This window comes from Hallerella porci, assembly GCF_003148885.1.
GTDB classification, from domain to species: Bacteria; Fibrobacterota; Fibrobacteria; order Fibrobacterales; family Fibrobacteraceae; genus Hallerella; species Hallerella porci.
In genome coordinates this window covers 1-17691 of the sequence record NZ_QGHD01000038.1, presented here as the reverse complement: position 1 = coordinate 17691, position 17691 = coordinate 1, and the positions used below count along the sequence as shown (strand labels likewise).

Annotated in this window: 15 protein-coding genes; 10 read left to right on the top strand and 5 right to left on the bottom strand. The window is 43.4% G+C overall.

The genetic code is table 11. The features are described 5' to 3' along the window. Window positions 1-226: hypothetical protein (locus B0H50_RS13730; RefSeq protein ID WP_233244808.1), on the top strand; the 226-nt coding region annotated here is incomplete at its 5' end. Between the two features lie 7 nt (window positions 227-233). On the opposite strand, the gene B0H50_RS12035 is transcribed toward B0H50_RS13730, so the two are convergent. After that, on the bottom strand, window positions 234-1637 hold the full coding sequence (locus B0H50_RS12035; protein WP_109587836.1) for a glycogen/starch synthase: 1404 nt from the start codon (window positions 1635-1637) through the stop codon (window positions 234-236). Window positions 1638-1749: 112 nt separating this feature from the next. Here B0H50_RS12035 and B0H50_RS12030 point away from each other — a divergent pair, with 112 nt between their 5' ends. The 7 genes from B0H50_RS12030 to B0H50_RS12000 all read left to right on the top strand — a co-directional run bounded on the left by B0H50_RS12030 (window position 1750) and on the right by B0H50_RS12000 (window position 10840). Beyond that, complete coding sequence (locus tag B0H50_RS12030) at window positions 1750-2799, top strand: hypothetical protein (protein ID WP_106199860.1); 1050 nt, start codon at window positions 1750-1752, stop codon at window positions 2797-2799. 163 nt (window positions 2800-2962) lie between these two features. Further along, window positions 2963-5686 carry a BamA/OMP85 family outer membrane protein gene (locus B0H50_RS12025; protein ID WP_106199866.1) on the top strand — a complete coding sequence of 908 codons (2724 nt, stop codon included), beginning with the start codon at window positions 2963-2965 and terminating at the stop codon, window positions 5684-5686. Next, the gene (locus tag B0H50_RS12020) at window positions 5686-6207 is read left to right on the top strand and encodes an OmpH family outer membrane protein (RefSeq protein ID WP_106199858.1); all 522 of its coding nucleotides are present in this window, start codon (window positions 5686-5688) and stop codon (window positions 6205-6207) included. Before B0H50_RS12025 ends, B0H50_RS12020 begins: the two co-directional genes overlap by 1 nt. A 185-nt stretch (window positions 6208-6392) precedes the next feature. Continuing rightward, window positions 6393-7268: a Fic family protein gene (locus B0H50_RS12015; RefSeq protein ID WP_106199856.1), complete on the top strand. Its 876-nt coding sequence runs from the start codon at window positions 6393-6395 to the stop codon at window positions 7266-7268. A gap of 85 nt (window positions 7269-7353) precedes the next feature. Further along, the gene (aroE, locus tag B0H50_RS12010) at window positions 7354-8241 is read left to right on the top strand and encodes a shikimate dehydrogenase (protein ID WP_106199854.1); all 888 of its coding nucleotides are present in this window, start codon (window positions 7354-7356) and stop codon (window positions 8239-8241) included. Next, window positions 8229-9860: a 3-dehydroquinate synthase gene (aroB, locus tag B0H50_RS12005; protein ID WP_106199852.1), complete on the top strand. Its 1632-nt coding sequence runs from the start codon at window positions 8229-8231 to the stop codon at window positions 9858-9860. The genes aroE and aroB overlap by 13 nt, the downstream gene beginning before the upstream one ends. Next, window positions 9857-10840 (top strand): GDP-mannose 4,6-dehydratase, encoded by a 984-nt coding sequence (locus B0H50_RS12000; protein WP_106199850.1) that lies wholly within the window; start codon window positions 9857-9859, stop codon window positions 10838-10840. Before aroB ends, B0H50_RS12000 begins: the two co-directional genes overlap by 4 nt. Before the next feature lie 48 nt (window positions 10841-10888). Here B0H50_RS12000 and B0H50_RS11995 read toward each other — a convergent pair whose 3' ends face one another. Together B0H50_RS11995 and B0H50_RS11990 are read right to left on the bottom strand one after the other, a co-directional pair. Further along, window positions 10889-11515, bottom strand: a complete 627-nt coding sequence (locus tag B0H50_RS11995; RefSeq protein ID WP_106199848.1) for a MunI family type II restriction endonuclease — start codon at window positions 11513-11515, stop codon at window positions 10889-10891. Window positions 11516-11517: 2 nt separating this feature from the next. After that, window positions 11518-11724, bottom strand: a complete 207-nt coding sequence (locus B0H50_RS11990; protein WP_106199846.1) for a helix-turn-helix domain-containing protein — start codon at window positions 11722-11724, stop codon at window positions 11518-11520. A 133-nt stretch (window positions 11725-11857) separates the two neighbouring features. On the opposite strand from B0H50_RS11990, the gene B0H50_RS11985 reads away from it, so the two are divergent. Next, entirely contained in the window at window positions 11858-12592 is a 735-nt protein-coding gene (locus B0H50_RS11985; protein WP_106199844.1) for an MT-A70 family methyltransferase, read from the top strand. Between the two features lie 75 nt (window positions 12593-12667). Here B0H50_RS11985 and B0H50_RS11980 read toward each other — a convergent pair whose 3' ends face one another. Beyond that, window positions 12668-14686 (bottom strand): M6 family metalloprotease domain-containing protein, encoded by a 2019-nt coding sequence (locus tag B0H50_RS11980; RefSeq protein WP_109587835.1) that lies wholly within the window; start codon window positions 14684-14686, stop codon window positions 12668-12670. Between the two features lie 145 nt (window positions 14687-14831). Continuing rightward, the gene (locus B0H50_RS11975; protein WP_106199840.1) at window positions 14832-16850 is read right to left on the bottom strand and encodes a glycoside hydrolase family 9 protein; all 2019 of its coding nucleotides are present in this window, start codon (window positions 16848-16850) and stop codon (window positions 14832-14834) included. 373 nt (window positions 16851-17223) lie between these two features. Between B0H50_RS11975 and B0H50_RS11965 the strand changes: the two genes are divergently transcribed. Further along, window positions 17224-17577 carry a hypothetical protein gene (locus B0H50_RS11965; protein ID WP_146193761.1) on the top strand — a complete coding sequence of 118 codons (354 nt, stop codon included), beginning with the start codon at window positions 17224-17226 and terminating at the stop codon, window positions 17575-17577. The last annotated feature ends 114 nt before the right edge of the window (window positions 17578-17691 follow it).

Sequence of the window (17691 nt, the reverse complement as noted above, 5' to 3'; positions counted from 1 at the left end):
TCATATTTTAGAAAACCTTGCAATATTTTCACAGGGTAGAAATCAATTTTTCCCAATAGTTATGCGGGCTGGGCGGGATTTTAAGGGACGCCTATATAATAATGGTCTTGGAAATGATATTATTACTGTGGAATCATCGATACAAGTTAAAAGCGATGATGAATGGCATAAAATGGTGAATTACGAATTTGAAAATAGGTATTTTCCAAATTCTTCTAGGCAATAAAATCTCTTTAAGTTTCCCCAAAGGTCAAGAGATATTGCGAAATGGTTCTGTCCCATTCGTAGCGGAATTGATAGGCGTTGCGCACTAAGTAATTCCAGTTGTCTTGATTGCTGCTGTAAAGTTGAACCGCATTTTTGAGTTTGCGAATCATTTGATCGGGGGCCGCGGAATCATCGACGAGCATTGCGTTTGCAGTGGCAAAATCACCGACATAATTTGACAGTAAATTGGCGCAGCCGACATCGTGACCGGTCAAAGGAATTGTCCCGCAGGCGAGGGATTTTAAAACCATGCTCGCAGAAGGTTCTGTCGGGTTTGCGGCAAAAAGCACATCGGAGCCCGCGAGAGTGGAACGCACCATTAGATTATCTTGATCGGTGTCGATAACCGCCATGTGCGAATGTTCTTGATTCGCGACGGTGTTATAATAATCCCATTCCGAGCTGCCTTGCGGTGCGCCGACGACGACAAAAATATTCAACTTGTTAATGTCGCCGAGAAGAGTTGCAAGAGTTTCGGATGTGCGTCCAGATTCTGGTCCGAGATTGCAGAACATCACCATGCGATGCTCAAAATCTTTGCCGAGGAATGACGCTAAAGTGGAACGCGCTGCTTTCTTGGCCATTTCAATTGGCTGTTGCGCTTTGATGTTGAAATCCCAGAACGGATAATTCAAACCGAATTGAATGCCTTTCAATTTTTCTTGGTTGCGTTCCAAGAATCCGGAAAGACCGCCACCTAAATGATTGCGGACGATGCCATCGCAATAACCCGGCGAAGGCAATAAAACTTTTTTGGCGTAAAAGACGCCTGCTTTGAGAAGGCTGACTTTTCCCCAGAATTCGTAGCCGTTCATATTGTAATCGGTGCGGGGAAGTCCAATGCGTTCAATTTCGCTTTCGGTTACATGAAAATCGTAAGTGATATTGTGCACCGTAAAAAAGAACGGATGATCGCCAAACGGACCGGCATAAGTAGTCTTTGCGATGGGCGCCATCAGTGCTCCACCCCAATCGTGTCCGCAGAATGTCGTGGGGTCAAAATGAATGGCGTCGGCATAAGCAAGCGCTGCCGAAGCTAAATAAGAAAAGCGCAAATGGTTATCGCCGTAAGGAATTTTATTTTCTCCATAAACGGCGGGACGATTAAAATAATTGTCGTAGCGGATGTAAGCGAAGAGCGGATTACTGCCCGTCCACACTTCGAACGGCATATTTCGCAGTTTTTCAACTCCGCGGAAAACGCAGTGATAATTCGATTCGTCGCCTAAATAACGCGGATAAAATGGAGATACAGTTAAAGTCTCGGTGCCGGTGCGGGCACTTGCTAAGGTCAGTTGGTTTACCGCTCCTGCGAGGGGGCTCGGTTTTGTCCATTCGCCAGCTTCTGGACTCACAGCAAGAAACTTCAATGTCTTCTCCAAAAAATTATTTACGAAACTAATGTTTCGTTACAAAGATATTTAATTAAATTACATAGCAAAGAAAATAGATTTTACTTTTTTTCCGATAAAGGGTCAAAAAATGAAAACAAAAACTTTACTCGTTCTCGTGGCAGCTTCCGCAGTGATGTTTGCCGGTTGCAAAGGCGCCAATGAAAAGCGCGGCGATAGCTATCTCGAAGAAGGTCGCTATCAAAATGCAATCAATTCTTACTTAACAGCGAAGAGCAAGGGTAAAATTTCGGATGAATTTTACGATAATTTCACCTTGGCGATTGCAAAACGCGCTGAAGTGGAAAGCAAAAAAGATGCGCAGAGCAGCCTGATTCACGGTTTCTTTGAACAAGCTGTGCAGTATTTGGATAAAGTGCAAAATACCGAAAAGGCTGTGGAAATCGGCGAAGCACTTTCGACTGTCGGTTTGAATCAAGCTTCTTCGGAAGGTGCTGATTTGGGCACTATTATCGACGGTTTTGCAAAAATCGACACTTCGATTTCTCTCATCAATCGTCTCGGCGGCGATGCTTCGAAGGTAAAAGCTTTCCGCACGCAGGCTGAAAATGTTTACGTGAGCCACGCTCTTCCGGAAGCTCTTGAAGAAAGCGATCCCGTTGTGAAAGAATACAACCTTCTCGCAGTCGAACTCATCGCTCCGCAGAACGCTGATTTGAAGAAAGAACTCAACAAGAGCCGTCTTGCTACTCGTCCTTACTTCCTCATCTTCGGCGAAAATATTCCGAACAAGTCTCCGCTTGTCGATAAGTGGGGCTACATCATGGCTCTCCCGACTTTCAAAATGAGCGCTACTTCCATCAACGCCGAAATTCAATTCTGGGCTTCGACCGGAAACAACACCGAACTCGATCCGAGCTTGATTAAACTCGTTTCGACAAAGGGCGATTCGGTCTTTGCAAAGGGCAATAAGGGCTGGTGCGAAGCCGAAGTCATCGTCGGCAAGAAAGGCCAAGAAAAGGTGGAAAAGAAGCAGAAACCGTTTACTGGCAAAGGAAAACTTATGAACGAATTCCTCTGCTCGGTGAATGTTTCGTTCTCGTATGCGAACGGCTTTGTGCCGGATTACATCGAATACAAGGACCAATACGGTGTTGGTCGCAAGTACTTGGGACAGTAATCGTAAAATTTGAAGAGGAAAGGCGCCGCAAATGCGGTGCTTTTCTTTTTTTGTGAAATGCTTTTTTGTATTTTTGGAAGCGATTTTTTACCCATATTGTAAAGGTACGCTCCTCTTGTTCTTTCGTGCTATTGCCTTTTTACTTGTTTTAGTCGCGTTCCCGATGGCGCAGCTTTTGGATGTGCCCGAGAATTTTACGACGCCTACCACAGTCCGTCACGTCCGCGCCGAAGGTTTGGTGAATATGGACGAACGCTCCGTTTTGAGTCGCGTCAGCGTGCGCGATGGGCAAGCGTTTCAGCCAGCGGCTCTCACCGAAAAGGTGCAAAAGAGCGTCTCGGATTTGTATGAAACGGGCTATTTTGATGATGTCACCGCATGGATTGATTATCAGCCGGGAACTGAAAATAAGGTGGATCTGGTGTTCCGCGTCGTGGAACTGCCGGCACTTGATACGGTTTATATCGAAGGCTGCGATGAAATTGCTCAAGAAGATGTGCGCTTAAAAATCAGCCTTTTACAAGGACGCGTTTACAGCAAAAGTGGTTTGGAACGCGACCGCCAAAATATTTTGAATTATTACCGCGGCGAAGGTTATCTGCTTGCAGAAGTCGGCTACCGCGAAGTTCCCGTTTCGGATCACGAAAACGAAGTCACATTCATCATCCGCGAAGGACCGAAAGTTCAAGTGGATTCGATTGTCATCACCGGAAACGATCACGTGCCCGCGACCGACATTACCGATCACATGATTACGAAGCGCACACATTGGTGGGGTGATGGCGAATTTAAAGAATTGATTTTTGAAGCTGACCGCGATACCGTGTTGAATGCGATTCGCCATTTCGGTTATTTGGATGCCGAACTCAAAGAATACCGCGCAGAATACTTGCCGGATTCGAGCTGCAATTTTTACTTAGGACGCACGGTTCCGAAGGGACGGAAACTCGAACTTCTTTACGGGCAAATGAATCAAGCGATTTCGGATACGGCGAATATTATGAATCGACTCGCCGGTCGCGTGACAGAAAAAGCCGCGCACTATTACCGTGAACACCGCACAAATTTCTCTCCGGTGGCGCAGGCAGTTCCGGTTTACGATGTCCAAGACGAAGAAACCGCGGTCATGATTTTGAACGGCATTATCACGTACGAAGAATTGCGGAAAATCTGGCTTAAAAATTTGCCGAAAGACAAGAATTGGAAAAATCCGAAAATTGCAGAACTCCAAAAGAAATTGCACAAAAAACGCTACGATGAAAAACTTCTCGCGCGTTATACTTTGGAAGAAACTTTCCAAGCGTTGAATCCTTATGATAGCGTGGTCACGTCGAAATATGTGCGGATTTATATCGACATCAATGAAGGGCAACGTTATTATGCGGGCGCAGTCCACTTTACGGGGAACGAAGTTTTAACCGATAAAACGCTTTCGCATTATGTTTACTTGGACAGCGGCGAAGTCTTTGACTATTACGCATACGAAGCGACTCGGAAAGGAATCATCGACGCTTACCGCGAAGACGGTTACTTGTTTGCGCAATACGATGAAACGCGCAGCTTTGTGAACGATAGCATTGTGAATTTGGAATATCGCCTCCGCGAAGGTCTCCCGGCGCAAATTCATCGGGTGAATATCATCGGCAACACGAAGACGAAAGATAAAGTGATTCGCCGCGAAGTCCGCTTGTATCCGGGCGATACTTATCGGCAGTCGGCGATGGAACGCAGCTTCCGCGAAATTATGCAGCTCAATTATTTCGATATGGTTTATCCCGATATTCAAGTTGTCGGCGATCAACAAGTCGATTTGATTTTCAAAGTAGCAGAAAAGGAAGCGGGCACTGGTCAATTTAGCGCAGGCCTTGCGTATAGCCAAAGCGATGGATTAACGGGAACCTTCGGCATTTCGATTCCGAACTGCTGTATGGGCGACGGTCAAAGCGCATCGTTAAATGTGGAATATGGTGAAGACAAAAAGAGCGCATCGATTAGCTTTGTCGAACCGTGGTTCCTCGACTATCCGATTACACTCGGAACGAGTTTGAGCTATGCTTGGTGGCATCGCGATGACGACCCGAACATTACCCGTTACGGTGGATCCATTTATGTCGGTAAACGTCTCACTTGGCCGGACGATTACTTCTACGGTCAAATCGGTTACAGCTGGATGCAAAACAAGCAAGGTCCGAATGTGGACGGAAGCTTGGTGCGTTATTCCGGCATCGAATCGGCGTTAACATTCAAACTTATCCGCGATGACAAGAACTTGCCGCAGTTCCCGACAGATGGTTCACGTTACGTGCTTTCTGTGCAATGGGCAGACGAAAAAATCGGCAGTGACTTCAATTTTGTGAAAACCGATTTGACTGTGAAATGGTGGTTCCCGCTTATCGGTGACCGCTTGGCAGTCGCCTTGACGAATGAATACGGCTTTATGGTCGGCGATCCGTTGCAATATCGCACTCTCTATCAGATGGGCGGCGTTCTCGGTTACAACGGGATGATGCGCGGTTATAGCTCGGGCTCGATCGGTTATCGTAGATTAGGCCGCAGTTATCAATACATCGGCGCCGAATTGCAGTGGGGCATTGTGCAGAACACATTCTACTTGCTTCCGCTCTTCTTCGATGCTGGTAACGTCTTTGGTAAACGCTATGACCCCGACACGAAAGTTTCGACGAGTCAGCCGAATCCGATTACAGAATGGGATCCGTCGAGTTTAAAACGCGACTTCGGATTTGGTTTCCGCGTCATCGTTCCGATGCTCGGTATTATCGGCTTTGACTTTGCTTGGCCGCTCGATGTGGGCGAAACTTATTCGGGTTACGACCGCACCAGTGTCGGCGATATGGAATTCAACTTTGTTATCGGGCAGGGATTCTAATGCGTAAAAAATCTTTTGTCTTCGTTCTGTTTTTCCTTGGACTTTTAAGCATCGCCTTTGCCGAAGATGGTTTGCGCGTCGCCCATGTCGATTCGAAGCTTATCTTCGAAGGCTATAAAGGCACGAAAAAAGCCCAAGAAGAATATGACCGTCAAGTGGCAAAGTGGGAACAGCAAGCGAACTTGCTCCAAAAGGAACTCGCTGCGATAAAAGAAAAATTGGACAAGCAAGCGTTAATGCTTTCGGATGAAAAACGCAAAGAACTCGAAGCGGATTACGCGAAGAAAAATACCGAATTAAAAGAATTCATCGACCGCGTTTACGGGAGAACTGGCGAACTCATTACCGAAAATGAAAAAGTCAGCGCGCCGATTATTTCGCTTATCAAGAAAGCGGTGACCGAAATCGCTTTGCAAGAAGGCTATGACATGGTCATCGACCGCGCAACGGGAGCCGTTCTCTTCTGGAAAGACGAAAACGACCTCACCAAAAAAGTGCTCGATTATTTAAACGGAAGATAAAAGCGCAGCGCTTGCGCAGCATGTTTAACGAGAGCATTATTTGCTCTCTTTTTTATTTTTGAAAAGACAGAAAATGGCAAAAAATTTTGCGGGGATTTGAAGAGTTTCTGGGAGGAATTCTTTAAAAAGTTGCCGATGTCGGCAAAAATTTCTTATTTTGAGAAAAATTAAATGCGGATTTGCCGATGAATTATCTTTCTGTTTCTCAATTTGCGGAAAAATACGGGCTGAGCGAACGCTCGGTGCGCTACCAATGTAAAACGGGAAAAATTGTCGGGGCGTTTCGAACGGGAAAAATGTGGAATATTCCGCTTGGCGCAGAAATACTCTCAAAAAAAATGAAAGAATTTCCCCTTTTAAAGCGCTTGCGAATGGAAAAATCGGCGCATTTTAAAGGAGGAATTTATCATCGGATTCAAATTGAATTGACTTATAATTCAAATCATCTTGAAGGCAGTCAACTGACCGAAGAACAAACGCGCTTTATTTTTGAAACGCATACGCTTGGAGCTACCGAATGCGTTCGAGTGGACGATATTTTAGAAACATTAAATCATTTTCGTTGCGTGGATTATGTGATTGATCATGCGACAGAAAAATTGACAGAAATGCATGTTAAAGAACTGCATCGAATTTTAAAATCGAATACTTCGGATAGTCAAAAAGAATGGTTTGCGGTTGGGGAGTATAAAAAATTGCCGAATGAAGTTGGCGGAGAAAGGACTGCTCTACCGAAAGAAGTGCATTCTCGGGTGCAAAAATTACTCAAGGCGTATCATTCTTTAAAAAAAGTTTCGATTGATGATATTTTGCAATTTCATGTAGAGTTTGAACGTATTCATCCATTTCAAGACGGAAATGGGCGAGTTGGGCGCTTGCTTCTATTTTGGCAATGTCTGCAAAGTGGGATAATTCCTTTTATTATCACCGAGAATTTGCGCTATTTCTATTATCGAGGACTTGAAAATTGGGGAAAAATTAACGGATTCTTGCGGGACACTTGTCTTTCTGCGCAAGATGAATTCCGAGAAAAATTAAAGCGATTAGAAGTCAAATGTTGACTATTTTGTTTCAATCAAAAACAGAAACGGCAAACGTTCAAGAAAACAAAAAGCGAAAAGTCAAAAACTAGATTATATTTATTATGTGAAAAATATTGATGGATGTACTCAACTGCTCGCCATCTTCGGAAATCCGGTTGGACATAGCAAGTCGCCTTGCATGCATAACGCGGTTTTTGAAAAGCTGGGCATTTCTGCGGCGTATGTGCCGCTTTCTCCCGAGCCCTCGGATTTAGGAACGGCTATCGCGGGATTTCGTGCAATGAAATTTTTGGGCGCTAACGTCACCATTCCTTTTAAGGAAAAAGTGGGCGCATTTTTAGACGGCGTTTCGGAAATTTCGCGGTTTACCGGCAGCGTGAACACTCTCTATTGGGAAAATGGAATCGTCGGCGGTAAATTGCTCGGAACGACAACGGATCCGTATGGAGCGCTTCGCGATTTAGAAGAACACGGTGTTCGCATTCCGGGTTCTCGGGTGGCGATTTTAGGAAACGGTGGGGCAGCGAAAGCGATTGCTTTTGCGATGCTTGCCGAAGGCGCCGAAGAATTGACAATCGTTTCGCGAAATGCAGAGCGGGGCGCAGTACTTGCCGATGCGCTTTCTAAAGCATTTCCCGAGAAAAAATCTGTCGGGCATCTTCTCTTTTCGGAATTTGCTGCGATTCGCAAAAACTTGGATTTGGTGTTGAATGCGACGAGTGTTGGAATGTATCCGAATGTCGATGCGACACCTCTTCCGATGGCGATGCTTTCTTCAAATTTTGCGGTGTGCGACATCGTTTACAACCCGAAAGAAACGCGACTTCTTCGTGAAGCAAAAGCGGCGGGCTGCAAAGTTATCGGTGGCAGCGCGATGCTCGTTTATCAAGGAGCAAAAAGTTTTGAATATTGGTTCCCCGGTAAAACTGCCGACGTGGATGTAATGAAATTAGCCGTGGGCTTGTCGGAGGACGAAAAATGTTTGCGTTAAAGAAGACAATTTATTTCACCGGTTTTATGGCGAGCGGAAAAAGTCGCATCGGAAGAAGCATTGCGGAACGGTTGCATGCAACTTTCATCGATACGGATGCGCTTATCGTCGAACGTCAAGGCAAAAGTATTTCGGAAATTTTTGAAGAACAAGGCGAAGCCGCTTTTCGCAAAATGGAATTGGAAACGATTCAAGAAATTGCCGCGGATTCTTCGCCGAAAGTCGTCGCTCTCGGCGGCGGCACTTTAACGCAGGCTGCAGTCGTTTCGCTGATTCGAAAAACGGGAATCATTGTGCGGCTGTGGGCAAGTCCCGAAGTTCTTTCCGAACGAATTGGCAGAAAAGATACGCGGCCACTCATGTCGGGGCTTTCTCCCGAAGAGCGTTTAGAAAAAGTAAAAACGATGCTCGCTGAACGCGAAGAACGTTATGCGCTCGCAGACTTTAGCGTTGAAAGCACAAACGATTCCGAAGACATTGTAATTTCTGCGGTTCTCCGTGGATTAAAATTTTGGGATTCGCGGGCGGTTTACGTCGAACCTTCGGGCGGCTCGCATTATCCGATTTTTATCGGGCATAAATTGATTCCGCAGATTTCTTCAATGCTTGCGGGACTGCGTCTTGCGCCAAAAGATTCGTTCCTCGTTTGTACCGATACGACGATTGCCAAAGCGCAGTCGCGGAATTTGGGAATGCTCCGCCACGAAGCGGGAAATTGTCCTGCGTTTAAATTTCGCGCCGGAGAAATTTACAAGAATCTCTCGAGTTTAAATCAGCTTTACACATTTATGCTGCGCCGTCGTTACAGTCGCAAATCTTGTTTGCTGCAACTTTCTGGCGGCGTCGTCGGCGATATGGCGGGCTTTGCAGCGGCGACATATCAACGCGGCATTGATTTTGTGCAGATTCCGACAACTCTTCTTTCGATGGTTGATAGTTCTGTCGGCGGAAAAGTCGCAGTCAATCACAGCGAAGGCAAAAATATGATCGGCGCATTTTATCAGCCGAAAGCCGTCGTCTGCGATTTGGATGTTCTCGCGACTCTTCCCGATTCCGAATATTTAGCGGGCCTTGCCGAAGTCGTCAAGTACGGCGTTATTTACGACGAAAAATTCTTTGCATTTTTGGAACAGAATGTGCAAAAAATTCTCGCCCGCGATTCCGAAGCGCTTGCGCACATTATCCGTCGCAGCTGCGAAATCAAAGCAGAAGTGGTCGGCATTGACGAAAAGGAACAAGGACTGCGCGCCATTCTCAATTACGGTCACACCTTTGGACACGCCATTGAAAATTTGCATCATTATGAATTTTCGCATGGTATTGGCGTAAGTTTAGGAATGCGCGTTGCCGCAAGACTTGCGCGAAATTTGGGAATGATTTCGCCCGAAATTGAAAATCGTCAAACGGCGCTTCTCGACGCTTACGGTTTTCCGAAAACGGTGGACGGTGTGCAGCCGGATGCAGCTTGGGATGCGATGGGCGTTGACAAAAAAGTGGAAAAGAACAAACGCGTTTACATTCTTCCGACGAAAATTGGCGAAGTCAAAAAAGTGGCGAATGTCGAAGAATCTCTTGTCAAAGAAGCTTGGAAAGCGGTACTTCCGGAGGTGACTGCATGAGTATTTTAGTGACGGGTGGAACAGGAGCGTTGGGCTTTCACATTTTGTCGTCGGTGACGCGCAATGGTGAAAAATTATACAGCTTCAGCGATGAACAACCGCAGCCGTGGCAGAAAGTTTCGGATGTCAATTACCGCACCGGCGATTTGCTGAATTTTAAAGATGTTCTCGCAGTGATGAAAGAAATCAATCCGCGGGCGATTTATCATTTGGCGAGTCAATCCAGCGTGGAACTTTCGTATAAAAAGCCTTACGAAACATTGAGTACAAATTTACTCGGCACGCAGAATTTACTTGAAGCCGCAAGACAAGTTGTTCCCGAAGCAAAAATTTTGCTGCTCAGTTCAAGCGAAGTATATGGCCGCACTTCGGGCACTCTTCTCACCACTCTTCACAAAGAAACCGATCGACCGAATCCGCTGACGCCGTATGCAACTTCGAAAGCGTGCATGGAACTTTTGGGCAATCAATTTACGAATGCTTACGGAATGCACATTGTGACGATTCGCCCGTTCTATTTTACAGGCCCGCATCACAGCCGTCGCTTTTCAATTCCTTCAATTGCAAGTCAAGTTGTCCGCATTAAAAAATATGGCGCAGAACCGATTATTTATTCGGGCAGTTTAGATGTCAGCCGTGATGTGTTGGATGTGCGCGATGTGGCGCGCGGACTTATCCAAGTTTTGCAAGCGGGAAATCCTGGCGAAGTGTATAATATCTGTTCCGGCAAATCTTATACTGTCCGCGAACTCACCGAAACTCTCGTGGACATCGCAGACATCGATGTGGACTTTTGCTTTGACCCGGCAAAAGAACGTTCCTTGGACATTCCTCTCTTAGTCGGCGATCCCTCAAAAATTATGGATCTCGGTTGGAAGCCGATGATTACGATTGAAGATTGCTTACAAGATTTGTATAACGAAATGATTGTACGCCTTCGCATGGAACGCGAAATGAAAACCGCCGAAGCGAAAACTTAAATTTTTTTTCATTCAAAAAAAAGGCGACCTGCAAAAGGTCGCTTTTGTTTAATCTAGATAAGGTTTTAGGTTTTGATAAAAAAAGTGAATCAAATCTTTATCGGTCATATTTGGGCGCCACATAAAGAAATTTTTTGTATAAGAATCAAACCAAAATGCAATTTCTCGATTACGTTTTGGATCTCTAGTAATGTCGCCTTCTAAAACAATCCAAAAAGGTAAAATTTCTAAATCGTTGATACCGCTGTGTTCGCGATAAGCTTTAATGAGTCCAGGACTAAATAATTTACACATCCGTTCGTGAGCGTTTCCACGCCCTGCAGAAGGCTCTTTACCCTCAACCCAGCCATCTTGTCTTTTAATTTCTCCAAACAAAATTTTCCCTGTTTTTTTATTCTTGATTGCAAAATCAGGAGAAACTCCCCAACCTAACCGCTTGGCTTTTTGCATTGCTTCGTCAGAAGGAGTAAAAATTTGTTCTAAAACTTCTTTTGAAAGTTCAAAAGAATCATACAGATGCTTGAGTTCTTTGGGATGTTCTGTAATTTCATAATCTGTATTTTTAAAAGCCTTTTTAAAGGCTTGAAATAATTTATGTTCAGCAGCTCCTGCTAAACCTTTGGGACCACTATTTGTTTGCCAGTTATTTCGTTCTCTTAATTCCAAAGTTCCCATTTTTATACTCCGTCAAAAAGTTCTTTTAAAGAGATATTAAGACCACTTGCAATTTTTTCAATGTTGATGAGAGAAATGTTATGTTTTCCATTTTCTACAGAGGCGTAATAAGTTCGATCCATATCAATAGAAAGAGCAAATTGTTCTTGACTAATGCCTCTTTGTTGTCTAAGACTTTTTAATTTAGCTCCGAATTTACTTTTTATCATAAAAAATTCCTAGAATTTATTAAATTATATAATCAAAAAAAAACTAAAGTCCACGGTATATGAGTAACATTTTGCTTGAATTGTCTTAGAAATAAATGTATCTTTAAGAAAAACAGATTAAAGGATTTGAGTGATGAGTAATACAGAGCAAATTACAGCATATTCATTATACAATAAACAAGCTAAAGAAAGAACAAAAATAAATCCTTTGGCGGGAGTATATCCTGATTTGCCGAATAAAAAATATCAGATTATTTATGCAGATCCTCCATGGGATTATGGTGGTAAAATGCAATATGATAAATCTGTTATTAAAAATGAAAACATAGGCTTTGAAAAAGAAATTTTTCTTAGCTCAGCGAGTTTTAAATATCCAACGGTAAAATTAAACCAGTTAAAAGAATTAAAGGTTCAAAATATTACGGCAGATGATTGCATTTTATTTATGTGGACTACAGGTCCTCAGATGGCAAATTCTATTGAATTGGCCGAAGCGTGGGGATTTGAATATAAAACAGTAGCTTTTGTGTGGGATAAGATGGTTCATAATCCAGGAAGGTACACTTTATCTCAAACTGAATTTGTGTTGGCTTTTAAACATGGGAGGTTTCCTCAACCGCGAGGAGCAAGAAATGTGCGGCAAATGATTACTGTTCCTAGAAAAGAACATAGTCAAAAACCTTTAGAGGTTATTGCAGGCATTACGCAAATGTTTCCGGAACAGTCAAAAATTGAATTATTTGCGAGAAATAATTATACAGGGTGGGATAATTGGGGTTTAGAAGTTCCGAATTCAAAAGTGGATATTTTTTCACAATTTGAAATGGAACAGAAAAAGGATGAGCTGCAAATTAAGTTAGCTCTATAACATTTCATCCAAAAAAAAGGCGACCTGCAAAAGGTCGCTTTTGTGTTGAATGCGAAAATATACAAACGAAAAATTTTATCGAATGGAAATTTTCTTGGCTTGTAAAATCTTTTTTCCTTGGGAAAGTTTTACAATCAAAACTTTTCCGTTGATTTTTTGCAAATCCAATTCAAATGAATTTGTATGAAATGATTTTTGTAAAATCGTGTGGCCGGTAACATCGAAAAGGGAAATTTGTTTTGTGCCTGCAATCGAAGTTTCAATTGATAAAGTATTTTCGATAACGTCAATTCGATTCAAAATTTTCTGTAAGTCTTGGAGTGAAGTTTCCGTTTCAGAACTCGATGAACTGAAAACAAACCAAGGTTCTTCGGAACTTGAACTGAATGGAATCGGTTCGTAAGAACTCGAAGATTCGATGAACGGATTTTCGGAAGAACTTGAAATTTCAAAACTCGAACTGGATTGAACTTCGCAATTGTTGACAGCAATACCGGATTTTGTAGTAAAGCAAATTTTTTGATTGGCTTCGGTGATGTTGTATAAACTAACTCCTTGATGAATTCCATTCCACGAATAAAAGCCATCGAAGGAAGTGACATTTTGTGAGCCCGGGAATACATCGTCCGCTAAATTTTCGCCGCCATATCCGCTGTAAAATCCATCGTAATAGGAATTCACTTTAATGTTTCCGGCTTCAACAACGTCAATTCTCTGATGCGTTTTATCATCATTTAATGCGTCGCTGTCCCAAATCGCTTGATCGTAATCGATATGCCAAATTAAAAGCCCCGAATTCGGTAAGTATTTATCCCAATCTGTCGTTTGGCGGTTTTCCAAGACAAACCATTCATCGTTATTTCCAGCCACAGGAATTTTATAAGATTGATTTGACGAATTGAGTGGATTCATAATCGTTACATCATTTGTCGTAGTCAAAGTTTCATATTCAATCCAATGCATAAACTGTTTTTCAAAAGCGCTGTAGCCCACAGGAGTTGCGCCGTTGCTTGGTCCATTATACATTCCCGTCGCCATCACATCCCAACCGTGAACGCTTGGAAATTGATATTCTGTATTCGTGAAATCTTGATAGCATTCGCTGCCGTAGACGCAGTAATGATCTTGGAGCCCCATTGTGTGGCTAAATTCATGAATGAATTGTGCGATGGGCGCAAGAGTTGTATTGGAAATCATTTGCGCTAAAATAAAATAAGCGTCAAATTTTTTTCCGTTCCCTGCATCTTGTTGACCGACTGCGTTGTATTTTAAGTTGTATGCAAAACCGCCGACGTTATTTGCAGCAGCTTCTGTTCCAGCATACATAATTGCAACCGCATCGACGAATCCATCGTTATCGGCGTCATAATTTTGCGCATTAAATTGAGGATATTTTGCACGCAATTTTTCTAAAGATTCTTTGACTAAATATTGTTCGTTCTCTTTGTAACTCGAAATATTTTTATCAACTTTGACTAAATAAATATCGTAAGAGGGAACAAATAATCCGTTTGATTGCGCAGTAAAATAATCTTTGACCGAACCGATGTGGCCGTTTTTACTATAACCGTTTTGATTCACTTGATTATAAAATTCAAGAGAATCGCAATTTTTTGTATCGTTCGTTTCGACCAAAATAACGGGGAATCGATTTGTTCCGTAAGAATGTCCCGCGGGATTGGGAAGTCTCAATTTCGGTTTATCCGAAACGCTTGGAATCCAAGAAGCGCGTTCTTTTTTCTCGGCTTGGAATTTTCGCCCATTCTTTTTGGCGTGAGATTCTTTGACTTTTTTTTCGTCAACGGATTTTAAATAAGCTTTCTCTTGTTCGTTTTGCAAATTGAAATTTTTCGCTTTCATTGAAGACGCTTCGCCATTTTCGTCTGCGTAATAATAAACGCCTTCTTTTTGAATGACAAGAAAACCATCTAAAGTCTGCGTAAAAGAATAATGTTCATCGCCAAAATTTTGAATCGTTAAAGCGAAGCCATCGTTATCAATCGTTTTTAACGCAGGATTTTTCGGATAAGCGAAAACAGAATTTGCCCAAAGTAAAGCGCCAATCGCGAGAGTTGTTTGAAATTTCCCAATCATACAATCATCCTTTTTTACATAAAATCTAGAAAATTTTCAAATTATTTTGGACGAAAACTTTTACCGTGCAAATAGTGTGTTATAAATTTTATTTTACAAAAAAGCGACTCTTTCAAGAGTCGCTCACAGAAATTTTCATCGCAATTTATCGAATAGCAATTTTTCGATTGCCGAAGCCTGGCACTTGAACAAAATAAATGCCAGCGTTGAAATTTGTCAAATCCAATTGCGCCGAAGAATCGATAGTTTTTTGCATTAGCACTTTTCCTTGCAAATCAACAAGGCGAACTTGCGCATTGGCGTTTTTGGAAAGTTGAATTTGCAAAGTGCGACCGTTTTGCTGAATTTGGAAGGATGCGAGTTTTGCCTTCGCCTTGGAAATCGCAGTCGTCTTCACATTTTCATCGTAATGAGTCGCAAGTGCGAGCAGATACCAAGTGGAATGCGGAAGCCAATGTTCTACCCAGCGCCAATTTTGCCAAGATTGCGCTATATCATAGCCCGCGTAATTGACATTGTTCCAAACGATTCCCGAGCCATCGGTATTTTTTCCGGTGATTCCGTTCGCGATGCCGCCTTTCAAACTTCCTTTGCCAAGGCTTCCGCTGTATTGCGGAACATTTTTAGAACCGATTCCATACATCATGCTTAAATCAAAAGGATTCTTTCCCAAAATCCAATCGAGTTGGTCTGTCGCGTAGGTGTAAGTCGCCGCAGAATCTGCATAGCGGAATGCGTGAGTCGCATAATTTGCCGCCGCCGCAAGAGAAGCAATTCTCGCATCTTCGCCTTGCCACCAATAATTTGCTTCATTATCGTGCGGAATGAAAAATCCTTCTTTAATTTTTCCTTGAGTTTTATAAACTTGCCGCGCATAACCAAACGGATTGTGTTCCAAATCGGTCACGCGAATCATCCAATCGAGATGTTTTTGTGCCGCTGCAATAATCGGCGCTTTGTAAGTTTCGTCCGCTTCAATTTCTAAATAGCGTAAAAGCGCAATCAGCGGAAGCCCCGCATCGCTTGCGTGCCAGAACGGACGCGTCTTCTGATTATCGCTCCAAAAATAACCGTCATCGCTTAAACGTTCCGCCAAATGTTTTGCGCGTGCGCGTGCGACTTCTAAATATTCCAAACCAATTCCATCGGTAACTTGTGGCGTTGCGTTGTAAAGCTCAGCAGCGGCAAGCAACGCCGTATAATCATCGATGATATTTTCGGTTTTGTCATCGCAATAAGCGCAAGCGCCGCCGAGAGTTTGCTTTTCTTGCAAATGCTTAAAGCCTTTTAACGCTGCCGCATAATATTCTTCGGGCGAATAATCCCCTGAAAGTCTCATCGACGCAACTCGTGCAAGGGCAGCAATCGCCATACCGCCGCCTTCGCGGAATGCGGCTTGATAATCCGCGCTGCGCTCTCCATCCGAACCGCTAAACGCACAAAGTCCGCGCGAACTCGCACCCCAATTATCAAAAACGGTCATATAGAAAAATCCCGCATCATCTTGCATTCGCACCAAAAAATCGGCACCGTAAACCGCTTCGTCTTTCGCAAAATTTGCATCCGAAGTCGCAGCCAGAACGCGCGTCGGAATATGTTCCGCAGAGAATGCAAGCGCCCAAACCGTTAACGGAATTTGCTGCGGATTCAAATAATTCGCATACGACAAATGCGACAAATATTTGCTCGCATCTCCCGACGCATCATCCCAACCGCCGTGCACATCGCGCGTCGTCCCCGAACCGTAAACGGGAACCGCAACGTCAGAATTCGTATTGCGATCCAAGCGGAAATAATTCAAAACCAAACCCAAAGTCGTCTCTTGAAAATTATCCTTCGCAATCGCAAAAGTCGGAGACGCCTCACCCGAATTCAAAACAATCGTAAAATTGCCCGTCGCATTGAGCGCCGAAAAATCCAATCGAAAATAATTATTCGTCGACCAAAAATCGGGCGCATAACCCGCTGGAATCGTCCCCGAAAAAACAGCCGCATCGCCTTGCCGAATTTCAAATGTCGTCCCGCTCAAATCGAGATCGCTTTCCACAATCGCGCTCTTCGGGCGATTCGTCTCGTAGCCCGCTTTATTCAAATAAAAACTCGTCGCCGCAAAACACGGTGCCAAAAAAAGTGTCGCACTCGAAAAAATAATCCAAGTTTTCATCCGAACTCCTAAAAAGTGTAATTGAAATATAATCAAGGAAAACAAAAAGAAAACAATATAAAGGAAAATTTTCAATGCAAAAAAAAATCAAATTTTTTGGGCGTTCCGGCGCGCGCGCCGTCGCTCCTTAGCGGTATAATTTTCGCCGCGATTTGCGGCGAAAATTTCCGTTCAGCTTTTGCGCCGCTTCGCGCCGCAAAATCCGAACCCTCTGGGCGTCAGTCGCTAACGCAAATAAAAAGTGGCGCGCCTTCGGCGCGCGGAAACGAAAAAAGCGGCGGCTTCGCCGCCGCTTTCCGAACTCTTCAAAAATTACCCTTGCCGTATGCAAAAAAAAACTATTTTTTAAGAAGTTTTATATCACTGAGGGCTTATGAAACGCTTTTTGGGATTCGTTTTGTTTGTGAACGGCTTACTTCTTGCAGCAGATTCGCCGCAAATGGCGGCTTTAGCCGATACACTTTTCAAATCTTGCACCAATAAACAATGCGATTTTTTAATTCAAATCGAAAGCAATCAACTTTTATCGATTGACACATTAAGCGCTTTACAAGAAGCTTCCATACAAAATGATTTTGCGAAAACCGAAACGGCAGAAACTTTGCCGCCGATTTCAGACGAATGCCGCGAAATGTGCGATATTTGCGCAACCGATTCTTCACAAAATACAAGTTGCGAACGGACTCTATCCATAAAACTGTGTCATTCACCACCAAGCATCATTTGAAAAATGATGTAAATTGAGGAACTATGATGACACACGAAGAATATAAAGAGATGATCAAAAAAGCAGCATCTCAGTTCAAAACAGGAAAGCCAATTTTTGGCAAAGACGGAGCAT